This window comes from Collinsella sp. AF05-9, assembly GCF_003465595.1.
Lineage (GTDB): Bacteria > Actinomycetota > Coriobacteriia > Coriobacteriales > Coriobacteriaceae > Collinsella.
In genome coordinates, this window is the sequence record NZ_QSBB01000018.1 from 1 (window position 1) to 24,932 (window position 24,932).

Below are 24,932 nucleotides of genomic sequence, written 5' to 3' on the forward strand. Positions count from 1 at the left end.
TATTTATTCAGTCCAAGTTTCGGGGCGCAGTTCACAGGCACCTTTGTGGTGGTCGCGGTCTCTACTCCTTCGCCGAACCCGTACTTCCCGATTCGACGGTCCAGGGCATCTCATCCTCGAACAGCCATGTACGGGCAGACCCACTATCGCGTGCAGTCTGCGGGTCAGGCAAGCAGGTCTGTTTATAGGCATCTTGGATACACTGACCCATAAAATCGTTGAGCTCGGTCTGGTCGCCCTCCATGACATAGGCGACATCGCCGTCCATGATGTAGATGCCCGGACCCTCATTGCCCTCGTAGCCCGGATCGTACGAGACATCACATAACTTTGCGCCGTTTGCAGTGTCCAGCTCGATGGACGAGTGGCATCCGCCAACCATGTCGTTCGCTTTTGCCCGATAGGACGCATATCCGTACCAACGCTTAAATGTTTTGCCCTTGAGTAGCTCGGACGCCCTATCGATCAGGCTTGTATCCGTGGTATAGCGCATGGCCCCAAGCTGAATACGCGGATAATTGCTAATACCCAGCACAGCCGGCTGCTCATCAAAATCAACGGTAATGGTCTCGGGCTTGTCGTCGCCGGTCAGAAGTTCGACAGATTGAGTCACAGGCTTGACCACCGGCTCCGTCACCGCAGCAGGTAGAAATGCCATACCGACAGCGCCCGCGCCAACCACAGCGATCGCAAGCGCCAAGACAATCAATCCAATACGGGCAGGACTTCTCACAGCAAAACACCTCACAATGCAAGCCTTCGCCACCTGCACTAATGATATCGCGGCCAGCACTATTACCAAAAGGAGCTGCTCGTACCCCACCACCACAAAGGTGCCTGTCCCCTTTGTGGTGGTCCCAGTCTTTTTTAGCGTCCTTCAAGACCCAACGAGAACACAGCGACGAAATCGAGAGCCACCGATAGCCCGTTCGCGCAGATATAGATGGAGATTCAAGACAAGGGTGCCGGCCTAAACGACTTGGCTATCGTACGCCACAACTTTCTCGTCATCGTCCCTGTCGTTTTTATAGTGCTTATAGTGAAAATAGCGAGTTTAGTGAGAATAGTATTGCGCAAAACTCGTGAACTCAATTTTTGACCCCTCGCCCAGAATGAGGGGAGGCAAATATTCCTATTAGAGATCAAATCGAAGCCCAATAGGGCCTTTTAGCCCTCTCATTCCGGGCGGTCGCTTTCTTTTGAATATTGTCGTAAGCTGGTATCACTTATCTTAATGAATGCATGCTGTTTGCGAGGTACCCGCCGTGAAACGCTCCACCTACATCGGCCTGCTCGTCTTAGCGTTTGCAATTACCGCAGTCGGCGTGGGCATTATCTATCTCGCATTTCTCCCTGCCTCGGCAACGCAGGCGGCGGTTGAAACCGTAAGCTACCCCATCGAAATCCTCACCGATATCGTCAAACCCGATTCAATCAACGTCGATTTCGACGGTACGCCCGCAGCGCTTGGGGTCAGTAACTATCCCCGAATCGAACTTGGAGCCACGCGCTATACCCAAGATGAGCAGCTTATCGGCAAGGCAACCAGTTTACTCAAAGGCAAGACGTTTAAGCGATGGTACGGCGCCGCAATATATCGAGCCAAGAAAGGCCAAATGAATGGCGGGTATTATTCGACCCTTGAACTCGATGCGGCAAACGGGAGCAGACTGTGCAACGTTTCATACGACCCCGGCTACGTGGACAACGAAGGGCCGGGAGTCTATATCTCGGATGGCAACGTGATCTACGTCATGGAAGGCGACCAGACGGCAGTCGTCGATTTTATGGATCGGTGTACCGAGGATGCCTACGAACAAACTTGCGAGCCCGATCCACAGACAGCGCGCGACCGTGGCTCGTCACGCACTTGGCTATTTGACGACGAAATAACCTGGACCCCATCGAAATAAGGACCCGCCGGACAGACACCTTCGTGGTAGTTTTCGGCTCCAGCGCTCCGCTGTCTCAACCTGTAACAGCTAGCGGCCCTTTTGGGTCCTTGGTGTTACAGATTTAGATGAAATGATTGACGGCAACCGCTTGTCTAAATCTGTAACAACTACTCGGCAAATTGGGCCCCAGATGTTACAGGTCGAGATTAAGTGCAGAGCCCCGTCGGAAAATCTCAATCTGTAACACCAGGCACACTTTTAACCGCCTAGATGTTACAGATCGAGACAAACGGAACCACCACAAAGGTGCCTGTCCCCTTTGTGGTGGTCCCAGTCTTTTTTTAGCGTCTCTCAAGACCCAACGAGAACGCAGAAATGTAGCCCGGGGCTTACCCTTTCCCGAACGCGACCCTCGCGAAGCGCGTGAGCGAGCGGGAAAGGGTAAGCCCCGGGCGGACAATTAAGTGCGCTACTCGGCAGCGGCCTTGAACTTGTTGTAGTTGATCAGGCAGCCGGCCTTGACGATGGCACGCTCCTCTGCCGTCATATCGGCAATGTAGAGCTCAATCTGCTCGGCCGCACCATCGGCGCGCACCACGTAAGCGGCGATGTCCTTTAGGTCGCCATCGAGCGCGGCACGGATACCCGGCACAAAGACGTAGTCGCCCACCTCAAAGTTGGGCTCGGCCTCCATCTGGAAGGGCACCATGCCCCAGTTCATCACGTTGGAGCGATAGCGCTTGGTGGCGTACTCGTGGACGATGTTGGCCAGGCCGCCAATTACGCGCTGGCAGCTCGCGGCCTGCTCGCGGGCAGAACCGTCGCCCGGCTTCTTGGCGTAGAGCATGGAGCCGTACTCAGTCGCCTTGGTGTCTGCCGCGACACCCGCGCCGGCCAGCGCCTCAAACACGCCGGCAAGCTCGGCATCGAGCGCCGCCAGGTCGCCCGCGGCCTCTCCGGCCACGCGGCGCTTCTCCACGGCGTCGACCTCCTTGGAGCGGCCCACGTAGGCCGGATCGCGACGGCTCAGCGTAAACTCGGCCAGGCCCAGCGGGTTGGAGCGGAAGGAGCTCGTCTCGCCCGAGGGAATGAGCTCGTCGGTCGTGGTGACCGGGTCCATGATCTTGGAGCACACCTTGAGCAGGATGTCGTCGCCGAGGGGCTCCATCGCGGGCCACGGCTTGATGTTGGGGCCTTCGACCAGCTCGTCGGCGGGCTCCGCCTTGCCAAAGCCCCAGTACACGCGCTTTTTGTACGGCGCGTCGTCAAAGGTGTACTCGCAGGCCTCGTCCCAGGTGTCCTCGGGCAGGTCGGTCGCCGGCGTCAGGACGCCGCCGTTGGCAGCCGTCGCCGCGATGGAGCGGGCGTCCATCAGAGCCACGGCGCTCAGCTGGCCATTGCCCGGCTTGGAGCCCTCGCGGTTGGGGAAGTTGCGCGTGGTGTGACGAATGGACAGGCCGTTGTTGGCGGGCGTGTCGCCGGCGCCGAAGCACGAGCCGCAGAATGCCGTGCGCACAATCGCGCCGGCCTCCATAAGATCGTAGATATAGCCGCGGCGCGTAAGCTCGAGTGCCACGGGCTGGCTCGTGGGATAGACCGACAGCGAGAACTCGCCGCAGCCGGTGTTGGCGCCCTTGAGCACGCGGGCAGCCTGGACCACGGAGTCGTAGTTGCCGCCCGAGCAGCCGGCGATGACGCCCTGCTGCACATGCAGCTTGCCGTCGACGATCTTGTCGAGCAGGCTAAAGTGCGTCTTGCCCTCGCCGATCTTGGCGGCCTCGAGCTCCACCTCGTGAAGGATGTCCTCGAGGTTCTCGTTGAGCTCGTCGATCTCAAAGCCGTTGGAAGGATGGAACGGCAGGGCGATCATGGGCTTGATGCTCGACAGGTCGACCTCGACGCAACCGTCGTAGTAGGCGACATCGGCGGGCTTGAGCTCGCGGTAGTCGTCGCCGCGACCGTGCATGGTCAGGAATGCGTGCGTGTCCTCGTCGGTGGCCCAGATGCTCGACAGGCAGGTAGTCTCGGTGGTCATGACGTCGACGCCGTTGCGGTAATCGGTCGTCATGCTCGCGATGCCCGGGCCCACAAACTCCATGACCTTATTCTTGACGTAGCCCTTGGCAAAGACGGCACGGATGATGGCAAGTGCCACATCGTGCGGGCCAACGCCGGGGCGCGGGGCGCCCGTGAGGTAGATGGCGACTACGCCGGGATAGGCAACGTCGTAAGTGTCGCGCAGCAGTTGCTTTGCCAGCTCGCCGCCGCCCTCGCCCACGGCCATGGTGCCCAGGGCGCCGTAGCGGGTGTGCGAGTCGGAGCCCAGGATCATCTTGCCGCAGCCGGCGAAGTTCTCACGCATGAAGGAGTGGATGACGGCGATGTGCGGCGGGACGAAGATGCCGCCGTACTTCTTGGCAGCCGAGAGGCCAAAGACGTGATCGTCCTCGTTGATGGTGCCGCCCACGGCGCACAGCGAGTTGTGGCAGTTGGTGAGCACGTAGGGCAGCGGGAACTGCTCCATGCCCGAGGCGCGTGCCGTCTGGATGATGCCGACAAAGGTGATGTCGTGGCTCGCCATGGCATCGAAGCGAATCTTGAGCGCCTCGGGGTCACCGGACGTATTGTGTGCCTGGAGGATCGAATACGCGATGGTGCCGCGCTTGGCATCCTCGGGCGTCTGCGTAATACCGCGCTCGGCAGCCTCGGCCGCAGGCACAACCTCGCTGCCTCCGCGCAGGTAGATGCCGTCCTCGTACAGCTTGACCATACTGTCTCCCACTCTGCCCAAAAGATTTGGGCGCATAGCATACATTCGTTCAATATCGTGCCATAGAACGGTTGCGAGTGGGTTACGAATCTACACGTTCACTTTATCTCAGTAAAGTAAAGGACGAGTTAGGTCCTGGGGAGGCAGACTTAGACGCTCAAATGACGAGAGTGGATAATCTCCCACTTTGAGCCTGCAAACAGGCAAAAAACGGGAGATTATCCACTCTCATTCTGCAGGTACTCATTTAAGTCTGTCCCCAATGAGTGCCTACAGGTCGCCGCCCGTGCCCAGCAGTTTGCGCATGACTTGCTCGGGGTTGACCGAGCCGTCGCGCGGGGCCAGGGCGGTGATCTTCTTCTGCATCTTATACTCGTGCAGCTCGTCCTCGAGCTGGCGCACGCGGGCGCGGAGCTTTTCGTTCTCGCGCTCGCGCTCCTCGGCACGCTCCTTCATATCGAGGATGCGCACCACGCCGGCAAGGTTGATGCCCTCGTCAGTCAGCTGGTTGATGAGCTCCAGGCGCTCGATATCGGCACGCGAATACAGACGCGTGTTGCCGCCCGAGCGCTGGGGGTTCACCAAGCCCTTGGACTCGTAGACGCGCAGAGTCTGCGGGTGCATGCCGGTCAGCTCGGCCGCCACGCTGATCATGTACAGCGGTTTGTTCCTATTGTCCTCGGCCATGCTACCTGACCCCTTTCCGTCTCGTTATCGTCCATCATAAGCCCGCGGGCGTGGGCGTGCGCCGCGACCGCCCTAGTACGTCGCCTTGTAACGATTGACCTTCTCGCGATAGTCGCGCGTGTCGGCCTCGCGCAGCTTGGTCATGGCATCGCGTTCATCGTCGGACAGGTTCGTGGGAACCTGCACCTTGATCTCGACGAGCAGCGCGCCCGTGCGGCCACGGTGCTTAACATCGGGCGCGCCCATCTCCTTAAAGCGGAACTTCTTGCCCGTCTGGGTGCCCGCCGGCACCTTCAGACGAACCGTCGCGCCGCCGGGTGTGGGCACATCCACCGTGCAGCCGAGCGCCGCCTCGTAAACCGAGATCGGTACCTCCATGGTCACATCGGCACCCTTGCGCTTAAACAGCGGGTGCTCCTCCACATGCGTGGTCACGACCAGGTCGCCGCGCTCGCCACCCGCAACGCCATACTCGCCGCGACGCTTGTAGCGTAGTTTGCCGCCGTCGACCGCACCTGCGGGAACCGAGACCGTAATGGTTTGCTGCTCGCCCGTCGAGGGAATGCGATAGGTGACCTTGTGCGTCACGCCGCGAAACGCGTCCTCGGCCGTCACGTCGACAGTCAGCGACAGGTCGCCGCCCTTGCGAGCACGGCTGCGACCCGCACCGGCACCGGCATTACCCGCAGCCCCGGCAAAGCCCGAGCCCCAATCGCTGCCCCAAGCGCCGTTGCCGCTAAAGATGCTGTCGAAGATATCGCCCCAGCCGCTGGCGCCCGCGCCGGCACCGTAGCCGCCGCCATACGCGCCGCCCGCGCCCGGCATGCCGCCGAACATGAGCATCTGGTCGTACTCTTTGCGCTTCTTCTCGTCCGAAAGCGTCTCGTAAGCCTCGCTAATCTCCTTGAACTTGGCCTCGTCGCCGCCGGCATCGGGGTGGTATTTTTGCGCGAGCTTGCGAAACGCGCTCTTGATCTCTTTGTCGGAGGCGCTCTTGGATACGCCCAGGATGTCATAGAAGGTTTTGCCTGCAGCCATCGTAGCTCCTCTCCTGTTTCATCCACCGCTCAACGGGCGGCGGCTCATACTGTCATATGGCACTAGGCCAGAAAGGGCCCCGGGTGTTGCCCCGGGGCCCTTCTCAATTACTCCTCGGTGCTCTCAGCCGTATCGGCCGCAGCATCCTCGGGCGCCGCTTCGGGCTCCGGTGCGGGGCGCTTCTCGCCACCGTAGGTCACCGTCACCATCGCGGAGCGCAGGATGCGGTCCGCCATGCGGTAGCCCTTCTGGTACACGTCGTTGACGGTCTCGTCGTACTGCGATGCGTCCTCGACACGCCCCACGGCCTGGTGCTCGAGCGGATCGAACGCCTCGCCCTTGGGGTCGATGGGCTCAACGCCCTCGTGCGCAAACACATCGAGCAGCTTGGCATGCACCGCATCAACGCCATCGACGAACTGCTTAAAGTCGTCGGAAAGCTCCTGGCTACGGGCATGGTCGATTGCACGCTCGATATCGTCAACCACCGGCAACAGCGCGGTGACAAGCTTCTCGGTCGCGCGCTCGCGCTCGGCGATACGCTCGCTGGCGGTGCGGCGACGGAAGTTCTCCCAGTCGGCCTGCAGACGGGCGGTACGCTCGGTGGCGTCCTTTGCCTTGTCCTCGGCGGCCTTCTGAGCCTCTGCCGCAGCATCGAGCTCGCTGCGTACGTCGGCAAGCTCCTTTTGGGCCTGCTCGAACTTGAGCTTAAAGTCGTTGTCGGCGGCTTCCTCACCGGCGCGGATAGCGGCTTCCACCATCTCGTCCTCGGTCATCGTCGCCTCCTTGTTGGAATCCTCTACCTGGTTCTCGGCAGCCTCGGCGGCCTCGGCCTCGTTGGCCTCGGTATCGTCGACGGCCTCTACGGGAATCTTCACGTCCTTCTCCTCAGAGTCAACGGGGGCGGCGCCAGCGGCGGCCGCCTCCGTGCGAGCTTTACGGGCGGACATGATTACTTGTCCTCGTCGTCCACAACCTCGTAGTCGGCGTCGACAACGTCATCGTCGGCAGGCTGGGCACCGGCGGCGCCGTCGGTCTGCTGCTGAGCGTCGGCGTAGACAACCTGAGCCAGCTCGTAGGCTACGGACTGCAGGGATTCGCCAGCGGCCTTGATGGCCTCGACGTCAGAGCCCTCGAGCGCCTTCTTGGCGTCGGCGATAGCGGCCTCGGCCTTGGACTTCACATCGGCGGAAACCTTGTCGCCCAGCTCGTTGAGGGTCTGCTCGGTGGAGTAGCACAGGCTGTCGGTCTGGTTGCGGACCTCGACCTCTTCCTTCTGCTTCTTGTCCTCCTCGGCATGAGCCTCGGCGTCCTTGACCATGCGATCGACTTCGTCGTCGGAAAGCGCGGTGGAGCCGGAGATAGTAATCTGCTGCTCCTTGCCGGTGCCCTTGTCCTTAGCGGAGACCTTGACGATGCCGTTGGCGTCGATGTCGAAGGTGACCTCGATCTGCGGCACGCCGCGGCGGGCAGCCGGGATACCGGTCAGCTGGAACTTACCGAGCGACTTGTTGTCGCGGGCAAGCTCGCGCTCGCCCTGGAGCACGTTGATCTCGACGCTGGTCTGGTTGTCGGCAGCGGTGGAGTAGACCTCGGTCTTGGAGGTCGGGATCGTGGTGTTGCGGTCGATCATCTTGGTCATGATGCCGCCCATGGTCTCGACACCCAGCGACAGCGGGGTAACGTCGAGCAGCAGGATGCCCTCGACGTCGCCGGTGAGCACGCCACCCTGGACGGCGGCGCCGTCGGCAACGACCTCGTCGGGGTTCACGGACATGTTGGGCTGCTTGCCGGTCATGGTCTTGACCAGATCCTGGACGGCGGGCATACGGGTGGAGCCGCCGACGAGGATGACCTCGGTCAGATCGGAGAGCTTGAGCTTAGCGTCGCGCAGGGCGTTGGTGACAGGCTGCTTGCAGCGCTCGAGCAGGTCGCGGGTGATCTTCTCGAACTCGGCGCGGGTCAGCGTGTAGTTGAGGTGCAGCGGGCCAGACTGGTTCATGGTGATGAACGGCAGGTTGATGGTGGACTGCTGGGCTGCGGAGAGCTCCTTCTTGGCGTTCTCGGCGGCCTCCTTCAGACGCTGCAGGGCCATGGGGTCCTGACGCAGGTCGACACCGTTCTCCTGCTGGAACTTATCGGCCATCCAATCGATGACGCGCTGATCCCAGTCGTCGCCGCCCAGGTGGTTGTCGCCCGAGGTGGACAGAACCTCAAACACGCCGTCGGCGAGGTCGAGGATGGAGACGTCGAAGGTGCCGCCGCCCAGGTCGAAGACCAGAATGCGCTGGTCGGTGCCCTGCTTGTCCAGGCCATAGGCCAGAGCAGCAGCGGTCGGCTCGTTGACGATACGCTTGACGTTGAGGCCGGCGATCTTACCGGCATCCTTGGTGGCCTGACGCTGGGCGTCGTTGAAGTAGGCCGGGACGGTGATGACGGCGTCGGTGACGGTCTCGCCCAGATACTTCTCGGCGTCGGCCTTCATCTTTGCGAGCGTCATGGCGCTCACCTGCTCGGCGGTGTAATCCTTGCCCTCGATATCGACGACGGCACGGCCACCCTGGCCCTCCTTGACCTCATACGGCACGGTCTTGATCTCGGAGGTGCACTCGGAGTACTTGCGGCCCATGAAGCGCTTGATGGAGAACACGGTGTTCTTGGGGTTGGTGACCGCCTGGTTCTTAGCGGCCTTACCCACGACGCGGTCGCCGTCTGCACGGAAGCCAACAACAGACGGGGTGGTGCGGTCGCCCTCGGCGTTCACGATAATGGTCGGAGAACCGCCCTCGAGGACGGCCATGGCGGAGTTAGTAGTACCAAGGTCGATACCAAGAATCTTACTCATTAGAAATTCCCTCTCTCTTTTGCGTTCGCGCCGCCTCGACGATCTGTCGCGCGGCGCTTCGGCTTGTCTTTCAGGATGTAGTGTATCCCCTTATGGGCCGGAATATACAAAATCTAAGTCAATTCATATAAGATTTCTTATTGCTGAGAGTTTAGGTTCTTAAATGCGCAGGTAGATGCGCTGAATGAGTTCTCGGCAAATCTATTGAGATCTATGTAGAGATGGCTGAGGTTTGCGTCCGGGGGTGCCTGGGGGCCGTCTTGCGGCAAGCGCATCCCGGTTTGAGCGTGGATTCCGGGTCGCAGTTTCCGTCTGAAGGCTCAACCGGAAACCGTATCCCGTTTTGAGAGCTGATACCGGGTCGCAGTTTCCGCTAGCGGGCCCAACCGGAAACTGCGACCCGGTTTTCGGCCAAATAACGGGATGCCCTTTCCGCAGGCGCGCTCAATAGGTCAATATTACAAGTCACCTATAGCTAACATTTGCGCAGCTCAACGGCCCCACCTGCGCGTTTTTTAGTAAACCTTGGCATACTCGGCGAACGGTATGAAGATGCCGGCCAGAGGGTATTGCAAACGGTCGCTCCCGTGGTATGTTTTTGCCCGAATCAAACCGGCGCGCATCGTCTGTAGCGTCGGTCAACAGAGAGGAAACTACCATGGCTCATCCCGTAATTGATGCCGACGAGTGCATCGCTTGTGGCGTTTGCGTCGACTCCTGCCCCGCTGGCGTTCTGGAGCTCCAGGACGTCGCTACCGTCGCTGACGAGGACTCCTGCGTCGCCTGTGGCGCTTGCCAGGACGCTTGCCCCGCTGGCGCGATCACCGAGATCGTCGAGGAGTAACAACTCCCCCACTTGCACACTCAAAAGTACACCGTGCACAAAAAGGAGGCTTCCGCATCGCCGCGGAGGCCTCCTTTTTTGTGCGGATAATTAATTTGGCACCGTCACAGGTTGAGCTCACGTCAGCGAAAACGCCCCTAAGCGAGCAAGGTGACGTGAAAGAGGAGGGAAGCGTACTTTTGTACGCGACCGACGATTGAACGTCAGATTGCCGCTTAGGGGCGTTTGCAGCGTCGGCTACGATAGATCGTCCTCGTAGGGCATGAGGTCTGCCAAGTAGCCCTTCTCCTTGAGCATGGCCTCGATCTCGTCGAGGGTTTGCTCGTCCTCCGCCGCGATGCGATGGAAGTGATAGCCGCTCGTCACCGTTAGTAGCGGAAAGCTCTTGCCGCTCTCGATATCGTGCAGGTAGCGCTCAACATCGCGACGATTGCGGATGTCCAGGTCGGCCGTGATCTTACCGTACACGCGGTGATTGACGATCACGTTGAGCACGGCGCCTCCGGCGTCGACGATACTCGTAAGCTCATCGCCTGTCTGCTCCACGCCGTGGCGAACCTTGACCAAGCGCGTGGGCACGGCGGGGCTACTCGCGGCTTCCTGCAGCACGTAACCGCGGTTGGTTGCCACGACATCGTGCCCATCGGCACGCAACAGGGCAATATCCTGAACCACGACCTGACGGCTCACGCCAACCTCGCGGGCAAGTGCGCTGCCCGAAACGGGCTCCTTGGCTCCTTCGAGCACGCCCATGATGGCACGGCGACGCTCGCGGGCGTTCATTATTTACCGTCCAGCAGACGCAGGTGCTTAAGCGAGAGGTCGAGGATCGGCGCAGAGTGCGTCAGGGCGCCCGAGCTAATAAAGTCAACGCCCAGGTCGGCCAGGGCGCGAATGTTGTCGGCGTCCACATTGCCCGAACACTCGGTCTTGGCGCGACCGGCGATAAGCTCGATGGCGGCGGCCATGTCGTCATGGGTCATGTTGTCGAACATGATAATGTCGGCACCGGCCTCCACGGCTTCGCGTACCATGCCCAGGTTCTCGCACTCAATCTCGACCGTCGTGGTAAACGACGCATGGGCGCGCGCCATCTCGATCGCGCGCGTCACGCCACCGGCTGCATCGATGTGGTTGTCCTTGAGCATGACGGCCGTCGACAGGTTATAGCGGTGGTTGCTGCCACCGCCGATCTCGACTGCTGCCTTCTCGAAGACGCGCATGCCCGGCGTGGTCTTGCGCGTGTCGACAAGCACGGTCTTGGTGCCCTCGAGCGCGGCCGCCATCCGATGCGTGTAAGTAGCGATGCCGCTCATGCGCTGCAGGTAGTTGAGCGCCACGCGCTCGCCCGAAAGCAATACGCGCGCATCGCCGCGCACCTGGCCCACGTGGTCGCCGGCGTGCACCTCGTCACCGTCGGCAACATCAAACAGCACCGAGCTCTGCGAATCCAGCAGCTCAAAGGTGCGAGCGAACACATCCAAGCCGGCGATGATGCCATCGGCCTTGGCGATGAGCTCAACGGTAGCGGGGCGCGCCGTAGGGCACACGCTCGCCGTACTCACGTCCTCAAACGTGATGTCCTCGCGCAGAGCCTGCAAAATCAGATCATCGACGACGAGCTTCATGGTAATGGGATTCATGGTCTACTCCTCCACGGCCTGCGTGCCGGCGGCACGGGCCAAATCATCGATTGCAAGGGTCTCGGCGCTCAGGGCGCGGTGACGTCCGTCAAGCGCGGGCTCACCGGCCTGCTCCACGGTCAGCGACTCGCCGGTGCGCATACGCCAAGCAGCGCGGCGGCCCCAAACTAGGGACTCGAGCAGGCTGTTAGAAGCCAGGCGGTTCTTGCCGTGCACGCCATTGCAGGCCGTCTCGCCCGCGGCGTAGAGCTCGGGCATCGAGGTGCGGCCGTCCTTATCGACCCATACGCCACCCATAAAGTAGTGCTGCGTGGGCGTAACGGGGATGGGCTCGTCCAAGATGTCGCGGCCGTCCTCCAGGCAGCGCGCGCGAATGTTGGCAAAGTGCCCGGTCACCACATCGCGCTCGACGGGGGCAAAACTCAGCCACTCGTGCTCGGTACCGTCCTGCTTCATCTGCTCGCGAATAGCGGCAGCGACCACATCGCGCGGCTGAAGCTCGTCGGTAAAGCGCTCGCCGGCGGCGTTGAGCAAAATCGCGCCCTCGCCGCGGCAGCTCTCGCTGATCAGGAAGGTGCGACCCGGCTGCGGCGAGAACAGCCCCGTGGGGTGAATCTGCACGTAGTCCAGGTGCTCCATCTTAATGCCATGCTCCTGAGCGATGTAGCATGCATCGCCCGTGAGCTGCGGGTAGTTAGTCGAATGGTCGTACACGCCGCCGATACCGCCCGTCGCCCACAGCGTATGGCGGGCATGGATCTTAAACGGCTCGCCGGCATGCACGCCCTCGGCGGTATTTGCCAGCTCGTCGGCAGGACGAACCGAGCTGTTCTCATCCACGGCAACGGCGACGACGCCGGTGCACACCGTGGCGCCATCGCGCTCGGCGGTCAGGATATCGGTCATGGCAACGTGTTCGAGAATCTGCACGTTGTCCAGCTTGCGAACAGCCTGGAGCAGTTTGGTCGTAATCTCCTTGCCCGTAATATCGGCATGGAAGGCGATGCGCGGGCGGCTGTGCGCGCCCTCGCGGGTAAAGTCGAGGCTGCCGTCGGCCTTGCGCTCAAAGTCCACGCCCATGGCCAGCAGATCATTGATGACCGAACGGCTCGAGCGAATCATGATGTCAACACTCTCGCGGCGGTTCTCGTAATGGCCGGCGTGCATGGTGTCCTCAAAGAAGGCATCGTAGTCAGAGCCTTCGGGCAGCACGCAGATACCGCCCTGCGCGAGCATCGAATCGCACTCGTCGACGGCGCCCTTGGAGAGCATGATTACGCGCGTGCTCGTCGGCAGATTGAGAGCCGCATACAGGCCCGCCACGCCGCAACCGGCAATGACGACATCGCACTCCATATCGGGGTATTGTTTGGTTTCCACAGGAATCCTCTCCCTTGTAATGTGACATAAGGGATGGTCCCTCATGTCACATTGGCTTAGCGCGCCGCGTACTCGAGCATGCGGTCGAGCGTGAGCTTGGCCTGGTCGGCAGCCTCGTCCGACACGCCGATCTGCACCTCGCCCTCGCCCGTCTCCAGGCAGCGCACGAGCTTTTCGAGCGTGATGAGGTCCATGTTGACGCAGGTGGGCTGCACCGCGGGGAAGTAGAACTTCTTGCCGGTGCCCTGGCGGCGGCGCTCGAGCTCATAGAGCACGCCGCGGACCGTCACGATAATGAACTCGCTCGCGTCGGACTCCTCGGCATACTTGATGATGCCGGCGGTGGAGCCGATGTAGTCGGCCTCGGCCAGCACGTCGGCCTTGCACTCGGGGTGCGCCAGCACGAGCGCGTCGGGGTGGGCCTCCTGCGCATCGACGATCTGCTCGACGGTAATGATGTGGTGGCGCGGGCAGTAGCCGTTGTTGAGGATGACGTGCTTTTGCGGCACCTGCTCGGCTACGAAGCGGCCCAGGTTTTGATCGGGGATGAACAGGACGTGTTGCTGCGGCAGCTCGGACACAATCTTGACGGCGTTGGAGCTGGTGACGCACACGTCGCTCCAGCTCTTGATCTCGACCGTGGAGTTGACGTAGCAGACCACGGCAAGGTCGTCACCGTACTCGGCGCGCGCCGCGTCGACCGTCTCGCGCTTGACCATGTGAGCCATGGGGCAATCCGCGCCCGGCTCGGGCAGCAGCACGGTCTTGGTGGGATTGAGCAGCTTGGCGCTCTCGCCCATAAACTCCACGCCGCACAACACGATGGTCTGCTGCGGTAGGCTCTTGGCGAGCTTTGCCAGGTAGAAGCTGTCGCCGACGTAATCGGCCACAGCCTGAACCTCGGGCGCCACGTAATAGTGCGCCAGGATCACCGCGTCGCGTTGGGTTTTAAGTTGCTGAATGGCCTCGACGAGCTCTGCGGGCACCAGTGCCGCGCGCTCCGTTGCCGTCGTTGCCGATGCTAGGCCGGCCGCGATATCGCGTGCAAGCTCCGACGCATCCATGTTCGCGCTCTGTGCCATCAAGGCCCCTCTCTTTTGGCGAATCTTGGGGCTTTAGTATGACACCTGGCTTTACAGCTGACAAGACAGCTGTAAAGCCAGGTGTAAAGTTGGAATAAAGATTCAATCTTGGGGCGGGTCCATTTTCGAACTGGCAAGCTGAGGACAGCCGAAAATGGACCCGCCCCCTGATTCGGGCAGCCCGTTTTGTCCTGGACCAAGGGGCAGTGGTCAAAAGGGCCAAATATGAGTACTGTCACCAAATTAGTAGCATCGATTTTCCGGTCCAGAGCAGCAAAATCGCCTTGTTTGGAGCCCGATCGCGACTCTGAAGAACGAAAATCGATGCACTTTTGGCCTCTGGCACCGATTTTTGAGGCCATTTGGCTGCCACCAAACTGGTAACAGTACTCATATTTGGCCCTTTTTGACCACCGGGTTTCCAGCAGGCCCCAAAAGCGGGTCCGAATCGCTCGATCCGGGCCCGCTGGGGGTAGCGAGCACAATCGAGGTGTAAGCAGCAAGAGAGGGCCATCGCCTAGAATCGTCAGCGCCTAGATATTCAACGAGAGGAAAGACAATGGTCCGCAGCGACATGCTACCCCAGCCGGACCGGGGGCTCGGCCTCGACCGGCCCCAGACCGAGGCATTTCACCGACGAGTTCAAGAGGAAGATAGTCGATCTCCACAACGCCGGAAAGCCCAGGCGCGAGGCCATGGACGAGTGCGACCTCGACAAGAGCACCGTGGAGAGGCGGGTCAAGTCGATAAACGAGACCGGCTCGCCGCGCGCCGCCGACAACCGCACGCCCGAGTAGAACCGGATCCTGGAGCCCGAGCGCGAGAACCGCAGGCTCCGGATGGAGGTCGACGTCTTAAGACGAGCGGCGCCAGCATACGCTCGGAAGTCAGGGCCATGGCGGCCAACGGGGGGGCCGCTGCCCCATATCGGCGCAGCGCTGGCATCGAGGCCTTCTGACCTGTGTCAAGATTTCGGACACGCAAGCTCGAGAAATCAAGCGGCCATAGGCATGGCCTCGAGCTTGGGCTCGGTTCTCTCGAAGAAGGCCGCCATGGCCTCGGCCGGCACCTTGTAGCCGATCGTCGAGCGGGGCCTTCGGCGGTTGTAGTACGCCTCGATGAACTCGACCACCGCGTGCTTGGCGGAATCCCTGGTCGGGAAGCTGCGCCTGTAGTACATCTCGTTCTTCAGCATGGCGAGGAACGACTCGGCCACCGCGTTGTCGTGGCAGTTGCCGGCGCGGCTGCAGGACAGCCGCACGTCGTTGTCGCGCGCCCATTCGGCCAGAAGCCTGCTGGTGTACTGGGCGCCGCGGTCGGCGTGGAATATCGCGTTGCCGGCCACGTAGCCGCGCGATTTGGCCGACGCCAGCGCCGAAACCACGATGTCGGCGGTCATGCGCTCGGAGAGCGACCAGCCCACCACCATGCGGGTGTTGAGGTCGATGACCGTCGACAGGTACAGCCATCCCTCGCCGGTGCGCAGGTAGGTGATGTCGCCCACGAGCTTGCAGGTTGGAACGGGACTGGTGAAGTCGCGGCGCACCAGGTCGGGCCGGGGCCTGGCCTTCGGGTCGGGGATGGTGGTGCGCTTCCTGGCGTTGGGCGTGCAGCCGCGTATTCCCAGCTCGCGCATCAGCTTGCGCACCCTGTACAGGGTCAATCCGGAGAACTCGCCGGGCAGGAAGCATTTCACGAACCGGAAGCCGAACCTGCGGTCCGACTCCAGCCACACGCGCCGGACCGCCTCGCGCTCGGCCGACCAGTCTTCTCGCGGGCAGCCGTTGGAGAGCCACGAGTAGAAGCCCGATCGGCTCACGCCGAGCACGCGGGCCATCATTTTCACCGGGAATTCGGCCTTCTCCGCCAACATCATCCGGTAGCATGCGGCTACGCCTGGCTTTTGGCGAAGAAGGCCGCGGCTTTTTTCAAGAAGGCGTTCTCCATCTCGAGCTCGCGTATGCGCCTTTTCGCCTCGCGAAGCTCGCGGTCCTCGGCCTTGGGGTCGGGCCCGCCGGCAAGCTCGCGCCGGCGGCTCTGCACCCACTTGTTCACGGTCTTGGAATTCAGGCCCAGTTCTGCGCAGCATTCCGTTATCGGCCTGCCCGTCGAGATGATGTAGTCGGCGGTCTCGCGCCTGAACTCGTCGGTGTACTTGGCGGCTGGGTTGGACATAGCATACCGTCCTCTCGGTCGTCGATGAATGCATTCTAAAGGATTGGGCCTCTAGCATGCGTGTCCGAAAAGACGATACAGGTCAGACAACCCAATCAGACGTCGTCTCGAGCACGTCCTCTGCACGGTCGAGCGTGCTTCTGGCCTTGGCACCCTGTTTGAACCACGAGCGCAGGTCCTCGAGCGTGCTGCCCGCTGCGTACACCTTGATTTTGCGACCGCCTTTCGTGGTCACCGTGCAACGGTCGCCGCTCTCGCTATCCTCGTGCGCCGTGACCTTCTTGAGATAATCGCGGCGGAACGCCACGACGCGGGCGTTGCTGATCTCGATGAACCAATCGTCGTCGACAAGCGAGGTGCCCGTGGCACCTCGGCTCGCCATCTCCTCGGCGAAGGAGAAACCGAGTTCGCGCTCCTGTCTGCCGATCTCGTAGATACCACGGGCGGGCATGCTGAGCATGAGCAGAGGCAGGAGTCCCCCTATGAACAGGAAGAGGCATGGGACGAGCAGGAGCAGACGAGCACCGGCGTCGGTGAAAACAGCCATGAAGGCGATCACGAGCGAGAAGACGAGCGCCATACCGTTGAAAACAATCGTCAACGGCTTGATGGCAGACCAACACAGACCCGCCTTGGTCATCGGGCCGTCAACAGCGTCCGAGACCTCGATGCCCTCTTCCTCCAGACGGGCGAGGAGGTTGAGCGAGCACACCCCCTCGAGGCTTATCGAGCAGAACTTCCGGTCGCCCTCGAACAGGTCGATCCTCATCATCTGCGTGTGAAGCGTTGCACGGGTGATGTTGCCAAACGTCGTCTCCTTGCGGATGCCGAAGGCGTTACGCGAGAGAATTCGCTCACCGTCCACGTCGATGCGCGGGATGCTCAGCAGGGCCCAGATGGCCATGCCCGCGAGCGCCATGGCGTGACCGAACCACACAAGTTCGTGGTCCCACTCGCCCAACGAGACGCCCTGCCAGACGTAGACACCCAGCATGAGCAGTTCGAACGCGACGGCGCAGCAGGCGATGATCGTGCGAATGGCAGCGGGCATGCGCACCGTGAAGCGATCGAGGCTGTCCGTCGCCTCACTGCGCTCGCGCGCGCCGCGACGGGCGACCCATGCAGTGAGCGGACCGACGATGAACACCACCATCGCCACGCGCAGGAACGATTCGAGTATGTCGCCCATATTAACCACCATCCCAATAGAAAACGTGAATTTGGGAGACTATAGCAGAGCGAAGCGATCTGCACGGCATCGTCCGGGTGTTTTCGGCATACGGTGGAAGCTGGTGGGGGTCGGCGCCGTAACCGGATGCGCATTCGGCCTTGCCAACGCCGTTGGCGGCGAGCTTTTCGCCCGACAGGCCTATCCGCTCGTCGTGCATCTGCCGCTTGTCGTCTACCTGTGCGTACGCTATCGCCTGAGTCCCCTGCTCGCCATCCTGGGCGTTACCAGTGCCTACCTGAGCTGCCAGTTCAGCAACTGGATGGGCATCGCCGCATTCGCCGTCACCGATTCGCAGGTCGCGTACTACGTGGCGCGCATCATCACCACGCTCGGCGTCTTTGCCGTCTTGTTGCATTGGGCAAGCGACATCGGCCCCCGCCTGGCGATCAAAAGCCCCACCGAGCTGGAGATTCTGCTCATCCTGCCGCTCGTCTACTACATCTTCGACTACGCCACCAACGTCTATACCACGCTCTTCCACTCGGGCTCGGTAGTAACCGTTGAGTTTTTGGCGTTCGCCCTCTGCGCGTTCTACCTTATGTTTCTTGCCGTCTACCTTCGCGAATACGAGGCAAAGGAAATCGCCGAGCGCGAGCGCTGGATGCTCGCGACCCGCGACAGCGCGGCCATCAAAGAGCTCGAAGCCTGGCGCCAGTCCGGACGCGAGCTCTCGGTTCTCCGTCACGACATGCGCCACTACCTGCGCGGTCTTGCGGCCCTGATCGAAGAGGGTCACACCGATGAGGCGCTCGAGCGCATCGACGCGCTCTGCGAGACCAACGACCGCACCGCTGTGCGCCGCTACTGCGCCAACGAAACGGTCAACATTGCGCTCTCGTCGCTTTCCGCGGACATCAACGCGCACGGCATCACCGCCGACCTGCGAGCCGCCGTGCCCGAAACCGTCCACGTGGGCGATGCCGATCTGTTCAGTGTGGTATCGAACGCCCTGGACAATGCCATCGCCGCGGCGAGCGCCGCCCCCGAAGGCAAGCGGTTTGTCGACCTGGACCTTCGCTACGAAGACGGTCAGCTTCTATTGCTGGTTTCCAACACGTTTGGCCGTGCGCCGCACATGGTCGACGGCATGCCCGTGGCTCAGCACACTGGGCACGGCTTTGGCACCAAGAGCATTAAACTTGCCGTCGAGCGCATGAACGGCAACTGCCATTTCCGCATTAACGGCGACCGGTTTGAGCTGCGCGCCGTGATGTAGGGGCTGCCGCCAGCCTCGCTACAGCGGTGCAGCCGCCGGGGTCAGCTGCTTGATGTAGGCCCACATGCGCTGCTTGGCGGCCTTGTCGGTGAGCGCCGCCTCAAAACCGTCGAGCGCCAGCACACGGCGCCCCTGCACATGGGCGACCAGGCCGGGCTTGAGCATGGCAGTGTCAAAGTCATCAATCGCCACAAGCATATCGGCATAGGTCTCGCGCATGACATCGGCCGCGCTGTTGTCCAGCAGCAGCACCGCCTCGGGGTCTAAGGTCTCCAGCGCCTCGCGGAACAGATCGCACGTCAGGGCCTCGCCCGCCGCGACCGCTCCGTCGCCCGCGCCGGCGACGCTTGCCAGCACGCAAAAATCCTCGGGGGCATATCCGATGGCGCCGAGCGCCTTGCGCAACGCGGCGCCATCCGCGCCGGCAGCCAGCTCGCCGCCCGAGCACTCGGCTTCATCCAAATCGCCTTTGACCAGCACAATCGGCGAGCACGCGTTGCCCGCGATACGCACACCGCGATCTGCAAGCGACGCGAGCTCCTGCTCGGTCGCCTGAGCGATGGCTTCTTTTTTCTGGCTTTGTGACGTGGGCATGCGCTCTCCAATCGTTTGCGTGCCCACCATTATATAAAAGAGCCGCCCGCGAGTGGTTGCTTTGCGGGCCGCTGGGTATAAGCACGGTCGTACTGAGTTTTACGCGGCCGAGCCGCGTCGTATTATGGAGGTCACCATGGCTGACATTAAGCAGATTACCCCCGAGAACTTCGGCGCTGTCGTCAACGATAGCCTGCCCGTACTGGTTGATTTTTGGGCCCCGTGGTGCGGCCCCTGCCGCTCGCTCTCGCCCATCGTAGACGAGGTTGCCGACGAGCTGGCCGGCAAGTTGGCTGTGGCCAAGTGCAACGTCGACGACAACCAGGACCTGGCCATGAAGTTTGGCGTCATGAGCATCCCCACGCTGATCGTCTTTAAGAACGGCGAGGAGGTCGACCGCTCGGTTGGCGCCCTACCCAAGGCAAGACTTCAGGCACTGCTGGAGAAACATCTGTAATACGCTTGTTACCCATCTGCCGTCCATGAGCGGTTTCGCACCGCTCGCCGGAGTGCCAAACGCAAGGTATGCGACCACGGATAGTATGGTAGATACAAACAGCCCCCAGTGAACGGGTGCGGGTCAGACGGACTCGCACCCGTTTTCTTATGCGGCGGCGCTCAAGGCGGGCGTAGTAGAATCTGAACCACCATATCGCCCCGTACAAAAGGAGACTCCCCATGCATGACGTCGGAATGAACATGAGCCAGCTTGCCATGAGCGTCAAGCAGGTCGACGACACCATTGAGCTCGCTCACGAGTGGAGCCATCAGCTGCTGCATGCGACCGAGAACTTTGACATGGAGCGCATTGGCGCCAAGCTCGAGGCCGCCATGGCGGCACTCCACGAGGCGCACGATGCGCTCGAGGGCTACGAGGAGGCCATCGAGGCCGACCACAACTCCGTCGGCTCTGTGAAACTGGTGTAACGTGGCCGAGCACGAGCACGCGCACAATCACGGTGCGGACGACGATGCAAGCTGCCGCTACAGCGGCTCCAGCTCCGAGCTGGTCCGCTTTTCGGTCACCGCGCCCGACGACCTGCTGCGCCGCTTTGACGAGCAGATCGCGCGCCGCGGTGACGTGGCTAACCGATCCGAGGCCGTACGCGATCTGATTCGCGCCTCGATCGCCAAGGAGCAGATGCGCACGCCCGACGAGCAGGTCATCGGTTCGCTCACCATGATCTATGACCACCATACCGGCGATCTGACGCGCCGTCTGGACGAGGTGCAGCACGACTACACCGACGAGATTGTCTCGACCATGCACGTGCATCTGGACCACCACAACTGCCTGGAGATTCTGGCGCTCAAGGGTCGCGGCAAACGCGTCTATGAGCTAGCGGACCGGTTGCTGGGACTGCGCGGCGTTAAGCACGGCGAGCTCACCTGCGCCGCCACCAAGCAGAGCCTGGGGCTGTAGCGGGATTTCCCGCAGCGCACCTGCCAAAAAGGGACAGGTTTGTTTTGGCAGGTTTAGAAGTTTTACCGACCAAAATAAACCTGTCCCTTTTTGGTCGGTTTTGACGAGGGGAAGCCACATGCGGCATGTGCATATTCATGTGACGGGCATTGTGCAGGGCGTTGGCATGCGGCCATTTGTGTATCGCGAGGCTATGGCGCATGGCATTTGCGGCTGGGTGCTCAACGCGGGCGATGGCGTGCACATCGAGGCGCATGCTTCGGTCGAGGCACTCGACGGATTTGTCGCCGCGCTGTCGGAGCACGCGCCGGCCGCGGCCCGCGTTGAGCATGTCGCTGTTGCAGACCTGGAGCCCCACGCTTGGGATGCCGACGATGAGCAGGCCTTTCGTATCGTAGCGTCGCAGGATCAGACCGTGCACACGACGCTCGTCTCCCCCGATATCGCCACCTGTGACGACTGCCTGCGCGAGCTGTTCGACCCCGCCGACCGACGCTATCACTACCCCTTTATCAACTGCACCAACTGCGGGCCGCGCTTTACCATCATCCGGTCGCTGCCTTATGACCGAGCGGCCACGTCGATGGATTGCTTTCCCATGTGCCCCAAGTGCGCCGCAGAGTATGGCGACCCGCTTGACCGGCGCTTTCACGCGCAGCCCGATGCCTGCTTTGACTGCGGGCCACATATTACCTGGCGCGAGGCGGCGGGCGACATGGAGCTCGAGGGCTCGGGGGCGACGCCGGCCGTCGGCAGCACGCGCGAAACCAGCGATGCCATTATTGACCGCTGTGTCGAGCTGCTGGCCAGCGGCGGTATTGTCGCCATCAAGGGCCTGGGCGGATTCCATCTAGCCTGCAACGCCGCCAATGAGCAGGCGGTGGTCGAGCTGCGCCGTCGCAAGCGCCGCAGCAACAAGCCGCTTGCCGTTATGGTGCGCAGCCTTGCCGATACTGAACGCCTGTGCCATGTCGATGATGCTGAGCGCGGCTTGCTAACCGGCAGCATCCGCCCCATCGTGCTGTTGCGCCGGTGTGCTGCTGGCGAGGAAGATTCCCCCGACGCCCTTACACTCGCGCCATCCGTCTCGCACGATCTACCCGAGCTCGGCGTCATGCTCCCTTATACACCGCTTCAGCATCTGCTGCTTGCAGCCGCCGCGTCGCATGACATGCACGCGCTGGTCATGACCAGCGGAAACCTGAGCGAGGAACCGATTGAAACTGATGACGGCCTTGCTTGGGAACACCTCGTTGCCGCCGGCATTGCCGACGCGCTGCTCGGCAACGACCGCGCGATTTTCTCACGCTACGATGATTCCGTGGTACGTGTGGTCGACGGCGCCGTTACGCCCGTGCGCCGCGCTCGCGGATATGCGCCTCGGCCGTTGCCGTTGCCGGCGCTCGACGGCACTGCACCCTGCGTGCTCGCCTGCGGGCCGCAGCAAAAAGCTACGATCGCGCTCACGCGCGAAGGGACGAACGGCGAGGCAACCTGTTTTGTGTCGCAGCATATCGGCGATGTCGAAAACGGTGCGACCTTCGATGCCTGGAGCGCCGCCCGTGCACGTCTAGAAAACCTCTTTGATCTGACGCCCGCCGCCTTGACATGCGACATGCATCCCAGCTATCTGTCGAGCCAGTGGGCGCGCGAACAGGCACGGGAGCACAATCTGCCGCTTATCGAAGTCCAACATCATCATGCGCACATCGCGAGCGTAATGGCAGAGGCGATTGTCGCAGGCCGGCTTGCAACCGACGCGCGTGTCCTTGGCATCGCCTTTGACGGCACCGGCGCCGGCACCGATGGGACCATTTGGGGCGGCGAGTTCCTTGTCGCCGGCCTTGGCGGCTTTGAGCGCGCCGCGCACCTGCGCACCTGGGCGCTCCCCGGCGGGGCGGCCTCCGTGCGCGACGCCCGCCGCAACGCCTTTGCCCTGCTCAGTGAGCTCGGCCTGCTCGAGCACCCGGGTGCCGCTCGGCTTTTGGACAGCCTCGACGAGCAAACGCGCAGCGTGACAGCCACCATGATCGAGCGCGGCATCAACAGCCCGCGCACCAGCAGCATGGGGCGTCTCTTTGATGCCGCAGCAGCGATTCTGGGCATCTGCGACAAGGCAACCTACGAGGGCGAACCCGCCATAGAACTCGAAGCCGCCGCCTGGCGCGCGCTTGACGGTAAGCCCGTTCGTCTCGACGGCAATCATACAGGCGTATTCACGTCTGCCGACGACTCCCCCATCTTGGACCCCCGACCGCTCATCGAAGCTCTTCTGAATGGAATCGAGGCAGGCGCGCCGGCCGACCGGCTCGCCCTCGGGTTTCACATCGCCATTACGCACGCTACGACCCACATCGCACGCGAGATCTGTGATCACGAAGGCCTCGATACCGTCGCGCTCTCGGGCGGTGTGTTCATGAACCGGCTTTTGCTTCAGCTCCTTACCCACGAACTCAAAGACGCCGGTCTTGCCGTCTTGATCCCCCACGCCGTGCCCGTTAACGACGGCTGCATCGCCTACGGTCAGGCCGCCATCGCTCGCGCTCGCCTCGCGTAGACAGCATTGCGATAGGCTGTTTTGCCAGCCTGCGCGCCGCCGTCTCACAGGTGTAACGCGTTTGCTCGTGACTCCCGCGAGCGCTACCATCAACTGATGGGTAATTAGGCGCCTATCCAGCGCAAAACGTATAAAAGGGGAACATTATGTGCCTTGCCGTTCCCGGTAAAGTGGTCAAACGCGACGACGACCTTAAGGCGACCGTCGACATGATGGGCATCGAGCGCCCCGTTTCGCTGCGCCTCGTGCCGACGGCACAGGTAGGCGACTATATTCTCGTGCACGCCGGCTTTGGCATTCAGATCGTCGACGAGCAGGAAGCCCAAGAGACACTCGAACTCGTCAATACCATGGCCGAGCTGGCCGAAGAGGACCAGCTCGCCACCAACCCGGCCGAGGCATACTAGTGGCGGCGGCGCAGCCGGTTCGCTCCGGTATCGACTTTTCGGCATTTCGCGACCCCAAGCTGGCTCGCGAGCTCATCGATCGTATTCATGAGCTTGTCGGCAACCGCAGCATCAACCTTATGGAAGTCTGCGGTACGCATACCGTGAGCATTGGCCGCTATGGCTTTCGTTCCATTATGCCGACGGGACTCAAACTGCTAAGCGGCCCGGGGTGCCCCGTTTGCGTCACCGCCAACCGCGACATCGATCACGCAATCGCGCTTTCCAACATAGACGGCGCCATCATCACCACCTTTGGCGACATGATGCGCGTGCCAGGATCGTCCACCTCGCTTGCCGCGCAAAAGGCGGCGGGGCGCGACATCCGTATCGTCTACTCTCCGCTCGACGCACTCGACATTGCTGAGCAAAATCCCGAACGCCCGGTTATCTTTATTGGCGTCGGCTTTGAGACCACAACGCCCACCATTGCCGCCGCCATCCTAGAGGCCGACGCGCGCGAGCTCCAGAACTTCTCGGTCTACTGTGCTCACAAGACCACGCCGCCGGCTCTGCGTGCGATCTCCAACGACCCCGAAACGACCATCGACGGCTTTATCCTGCCTGGTCACGTCGCTACCATCACGGGCCTGGCACCCTTTAGGTTTTTGGTCGATGAGTTCGAGATCCCCGGCGTAGTCACCGGGTTTGAGCCGGTCGATATCTTGCAGGGCATCTGCATGCTGGTCCAGATGGTTGTCGAGCACAGGCCCGCAATCGACAACGCCTACCGCCGTGGCGTCAATGCAGACGGCAATCCCGTAGCGCGCCAGCTGGTCGAGCAGGTGTTTGAGCCGTGCGACACCACGTGGCGCGGACTGGGACCGATTGCGGCTTCGGGTCTTTCCATCCGACCCGAATTCGCGCGCTTTGATGCCGGCGCCCGCTTTGATGTGCCCGTTGAGGCGACGGTCGAGCCACGCGGGTGCCGCTGCGGCGACGTGCTGCGCGGAGCCATCACGCCGAGCGACTGCCCGCTGTTCGGCCACGCATGTACGCCCGAACACCCCGTCGGCCCCTGCATGGTGAGCTCCGAAGGCAGCTGCGCGGCGTACTTTAGATACCGCGACTAGCCCGGACGCCCCCGCGTACCGGCACCACCCACG

22 protein-coding genes and 1 pseudogene are annotated in these 24,932 nt (G+C 61.9%); 9 read left to right on the top strand and 14 right to left on the bottom strand.

What is annotated here, in order from left to right; genetic code table 11:
• Nucleotides 1-61: 61 nt before the first annotated feature.
• A complete protein-coding gene (locus tag DWV43_RS06440) occupies nucleotides 62-733 on the bottom strand; it encodes a hypothetical protein (protein ID WP_147346268.1) in 672 nt (223 codons plus the stop codon).
• A 532-nt stretch (nucleotides 734-1,265) separates the two neighbouring features.
• On the opposite strand from DWV43_RS06440, the gene DWV43_RS06445 reads away from it, so the two are divergent.
• Nucleotides 1,266-1,913, top strand: a complete 648-nt coding sequence (locus DWV43_RS06445; protein ID WP_117817467.1) for a hypothetical protein — start codon at nucleotides 1,266-1,268, stop codon at nucleotides 1,911-1,913.
• A 451-nt stretch (nucleotides 1,914-2,364) separates the two neighbouring features.
• Here DWV43_RS06445 and DWV43_RS06450 read toward each other — a convergent pair whose 3' ends face one another.
• The 5 genes from DWV43_RS06450 to dnaK form a co-directional block, all read right to left on the bottom strand.
• Nucleotides 2,365-4,665: a hydratase gene (locus tag DWV43_RS06450; RefSeq protein ID WP_117817469.1), complete on the bottom strand. Its 2,301-nt coding sequence runs from the start codon at nucleotides 4,663-4,665 to the stop codon at nucleotides 2,365-2,367.
• 270 nt (nucleotides 4,666-4,935) lie between these two features.
• A complete protein-coding gene (locus DWV43_RS06455) occupies nucleotides 4,936-5,352 on the bottom strand; it encodes a heat shock protein transcriptional repressor HspR (protein WP_055250809.1) in 417 nt (138 codons plus the stop codon).
• A 72-nt stretch (nucleotides 5,353-5,424) separates the two neighbouring features.
• Nucleotides 5,425-6,390 (bottom strand): DnaJ C-terminal domain-containing protein, encoded by a 966-nt coding sequence (locus DWV43_RS06460; protein WP_117583637.1) that lies wholly within the window; start codon nucleotides 6,388-6,390, stop codon nucleotides 5,425-5,427.
• Between the two features lie 107 nt (nucleotides 6,391-6,497).
• Entirely contained in the window at nucleotides 6,498-7,340 is an 843-nt protein-coding gene (locus DWV43_RS06465; protein ID WP_117583638.1) for a nucleotide exchange factor GrpE, read from the bottom strand.
• A 2-nt stretch (nucleotides 7,341-7,342) separates the two neighbouring features.
• Entirely contained in the window at nucleotides 7,343-9,235 is a 1,893-nt protein-coding gene (gene dnaK / locus DWV43_RS06470; RefSeq protein ID WP_117564548.1) for a molecular chaperone DnaK, read from the bottom strand.
• Nucleotides 9,236-9,893: 658 nt separating this feature from the next.
• Here dnaK and DWV43_RS06475 point away from each other — a divergent pair.
• A complete protein-coding gene (locus tag DWV43_RS06475) occupies nucleotides 9,894-10,079 on the top strand; it encodes a DUF362 domain-containing protein (RefSeq protein WP_006235216.1) in 186 nt (61 codons plus the stop codon).
• 237 nt (nucleotides 10,080-10,316) lie between these two features.
• Here DWV43_RS06475 and DWV43_RS06480 read toward each other — a convergent pair whose 3' ends face one another.
• The 7 genes and pseudogenes from DWV43_RS06480 to DWV43_RS06510 all read right to left on the bottom strand — a co-directional run bounded on the left by DWV43_RS06480 (nucleotide 10,317) and on the right by DWV43_RS06510 (nucleotide 17,548).
• Entirely contained in the window at nucleotides 10,317-10,862 is a 546-nt protein-coding gene (locus DWV43_RS06480) for a transcription repressor NadR (RefSeq protein WP_117759114.1), read from the bottom strand.
• Complete coding sequence (nadC, locus tag DWV43_RS06485) at nucleotides 10,862-11,722, bottom strand: carboxylating nicotinate-nucleotide diphosphorylase (RefSeq protein ID WP_117817471.1); 861 nt, start codon at nucleotides 11,720-11,722, stop codon at nucleotides 10,862-10,864. Before nadC ends, DWV43_RS06480 begins: the two co-directional genes overlap by 1 nt.
• Before the next feature lie 3 nt (nucleotides 11,723-11,725).
• Nucleotides 11,726-13,102, bottom strand: a complete 1,377-nt coding sequence (locus DWV43_RS06490; protein ID WP_233539217.1) for an L-aspartate oxidase — start codon at nucleotides 13,100-13,102, stop codon at nucleotides 11,726-11,728.
• A gap of 56 nt (nucleotides 13,103-13,158) precedes the next feature.
• Entirely contained in the window at nucleotides 13,159-14,184 is a 1,026-nt protein-coding gene (nadA, locus tag DWV43_RS06495; RefSeq protein WP_117817475.1) for a quinolinate synthase NadA, read from the bottom strand.
• Between the two features lie 994 nt (nucleotides 14,185-15,178).
• Nucleotides 15,179-16,231, bottom strand: a complete 1,053-nt coding sequence (locus DWV43_RS06505; protein WP_158566293.1) for an IS3 family transposase — start codon at nucleotides 16,229-16,231, stop codon at nucleotides 15,179-15,181.
• Nucleotides 16,132-16,359, bottom strand: a pseudogene (locus DWV43_RS10350) (transposase); the annotation flags it as partial. The gene DWV43_RS06505 and the pseudogene DWV43_RS10350, both read right to left, overlap by 100 nt.
• Nucleotides 16,360-16,441: 82 nt before the next feature.
• Nucleotides 16,442-17,548 carry a hypothetical protein gene (locus DWV43_RS06510; RefSeq protein ID WP_233503821.1) on the bottom strand — a complete coding sequence of 369 codons (1,107 nt, stop codon included), beginning with the start codon at nucleotides 17,546-17,548 and terminating at the stop codon, nucleotides 16,442-16,444.
• Between the two features lie 103 nt (nucleotides 17,549-17,651).
• Between DWV43_RS06510 and DWV43_RS06515 the strand changes: the two genes are divergently transcribed.
• A complete protein-coding gene (locus DWV43_RS06515; protein WP_158569841.1) occupies nucleotides 17,652-18,806 on the top strand; it encodes a sensor histidine kinase in 1,155 nt (384 codons plus the stop codon).
• 18 nt (nucleotides 18,807-18,824) lie between these two features.
• Here the strand turns inward: DWV43_RS06515 and DWV43_RS06520 are convergent, their stop codons facing one another.
• Nucleotides 18,825-19,400, bottom strand: coding sequence for a hypothetical protein (locus DWV43_RS06520; protein WP_117564541.1), 576 nt, complete (start codon nucleotides 19,398-19,400; stop codon nucleotides 18,825-18,827).
• A gap of 136 nt (nucleotides 19,401-19,536) precedes the next feature.
• On the opposite strand from DWV43_RS06520, the gene trxA reads away from it, so the two are divergent.
• The 6 genes from trxA to hypD all read left to right on the top strand — a co-directional run bounded on the left by trxA (nucleotide 19,537) and on the right by hypD (nucleotide 24,899).
• Complete coding sequence (gene trxA / locus DWV43_RS06525) at nucleotides 19,537-19,857, top strand: thioredoxin (protein ID WP_117629728.1); 321 nt, start codon at nucleotides 19,537-19,539, stop codon at nucleotides 19,855-19,857.
• Nucleotides 19,858-20,078: 221 nt separating this feature from the next.
• On the top strand, nucleotides 20,079-20,327 hold the full coding sequence (locus DWV43_RS06530) for a hypothetical protein (protein ID WP_006235225.1): 249 nt from the start codon (nucleotides 20,079-20,081) through the stop codon (nucleotides 20,325-20,327).
• 1 nt (nucleotide 20,328) lies between these two features.
• Entirely contained in the window at nucleotides 20,329-20,823 is a 495-nt protein-coding gene (nikR, locus tag DWV43_RS06535) for a nickel-responsive transcriptional regulator NikR (RefSeq protein ID WP_117757710.1), read from the top strand.
• A gap of 118 nt (nucleotides 20,824-20,941) precedes the next feature.
• Nucleotides 20,942-23,380 (top strand): carbamoyltransferase HypF, encoded by a 2,439-nt coding sequence (gene hypF, locus DWV43_RS06540; RefSeq protein WP_117817479.1) that lies wholly within the window; start codon nucleotides 20,942-20,944, stop codon nucleotides 23,378-23,380.
• 146 nt (nucleotides 23,381-23,526) lie between these two features.
• Nucleotides 23,527-23,787, top strand: a complete 261-nt coding sequence (locus DWV43_RS06545; protein ID WP_117736746.1) for a HypC/HybG/HupF family hydrogenase formation chaperone — start codon at nucleotides 23,527-23,529, stop codon at nucleotides 23,785-23,787.
• The gene (gene hypD / locus DWV43_RS06550; protein WP_117817481.1) at nucleotides 23,787-24,899 is read left to right on the top strand and encodes a hydrogenase formation protein HypD; all 1,113 of its coding nucleotides are present in this window, start codon (nucleotides 23,787-23,789) and stop codon (nucleotides 24,897-24,899) included. Before DWV43_RS06545 ends, hypD begins: the two co-directional genes overlap by 1 nt.
• Nucleotides 24,900-24,932 lie beyond the last annotated feature (33 nt).

Coding starts and splice junctions, on each gene's coding strand:
- DWV43_RS06450 (WP_117817469.1), bottom strand. CDS start 4,665: ATGGTCAAGCTGTACGAGGACGGCATCTACCTGCGCGGAGGCAGCGAG.
- DWV43_RS06455 (WP_055250809.1), bottom strand. CDS start 5,352: ATGGCCGAGGACAATAGGAACAAACCGCTGTACATGATCAGCGTGGCG.
- DWV43_RS06460 (WP_117583637.1), bottom strand. CDS start 6,390: ATGGCTGCAGGCAAAACCTTCTATGACATCCTGGGCGTATCCAAGAGC.
- DWV43_RS06465 (WP_117583638.1), bottom strand. CDS start 7,340: ATGTCCGCCCGTAAAGCTCGCACGGAGGCGGCCGCCGCTGGCGCCGCC.
- dnaK (WP_117564548.1), bottom strand. CDS start 9,235: ATGAGTAAGATTCTTGGTATCGACCTTGGTACTACTAACTCCGCCATG.
- DWV43_RS06475 (WP_006235216.1), top strand. CDS start 9,894: ATGGCTCATCCCGTAATTGATGCCGACGAGTGCATCGCTTGTGGCGTT.
- DWV43_RS06480 (WP_117759114.1), bottom strand. CDS start 10,862: ATGAACGCCCGCGAGCGTCGCCGTGCCATCATGGGCGTGCTCGAAGGA.
- nadC (WP_117817471.1), bottom strand. CDS start 11,722: ATGAATCCCATTACCATGAAGCTCGTCGTCGATGATCTGATTTTGCAG.
- nadA (WP_117817475.1), bottom strand. CDS start 14,184: ATGGCACAGAGCGCGAACATGGATGCGTCGGAGCTTGCACGCGATATC.
- DWV43_RS06510 (WP_233503821.1), bottom strand. CDS start 17,548: ATGGGCGACATACTCGAATCGTTCCTGCGCGTGGCGATGGTGGTGTTC.
- DWV43_RS06520 (WP_117564541.1), bottom strand. CDS start 19,400: ATGCCCACGTCACAAAGCCAGAAAAAAGAAGCCATCGCTCAGGCGACC.
- trxA (WP_117629728.1), top strand. CDS start 19,537: ATGGCTGACATTAAGCAGATTACCCCCGAGAACTTCGGCGCTGTCGTC.
- DWV43_RS06530 (WP_006235225.1), top strand. CDS start 20,079: ATGCATGACGTCGGAATGAACATGAGCCAGCTTGCCATGAGCGTCAAG.
- hypF (WP_117817479.1), top strand. CDS start 20,942: ATGCGGCATGTGCATATTCATGTGACGGGCATTGTGCAGGGCGTTGGC.
- DWV43_RS06545 (WP_117736746.1), top strand. CDS start 23,527: ATGTGCCTTGCCGTTCCCGGTAAAGTGGTCAAACGCGACGACGACCTT.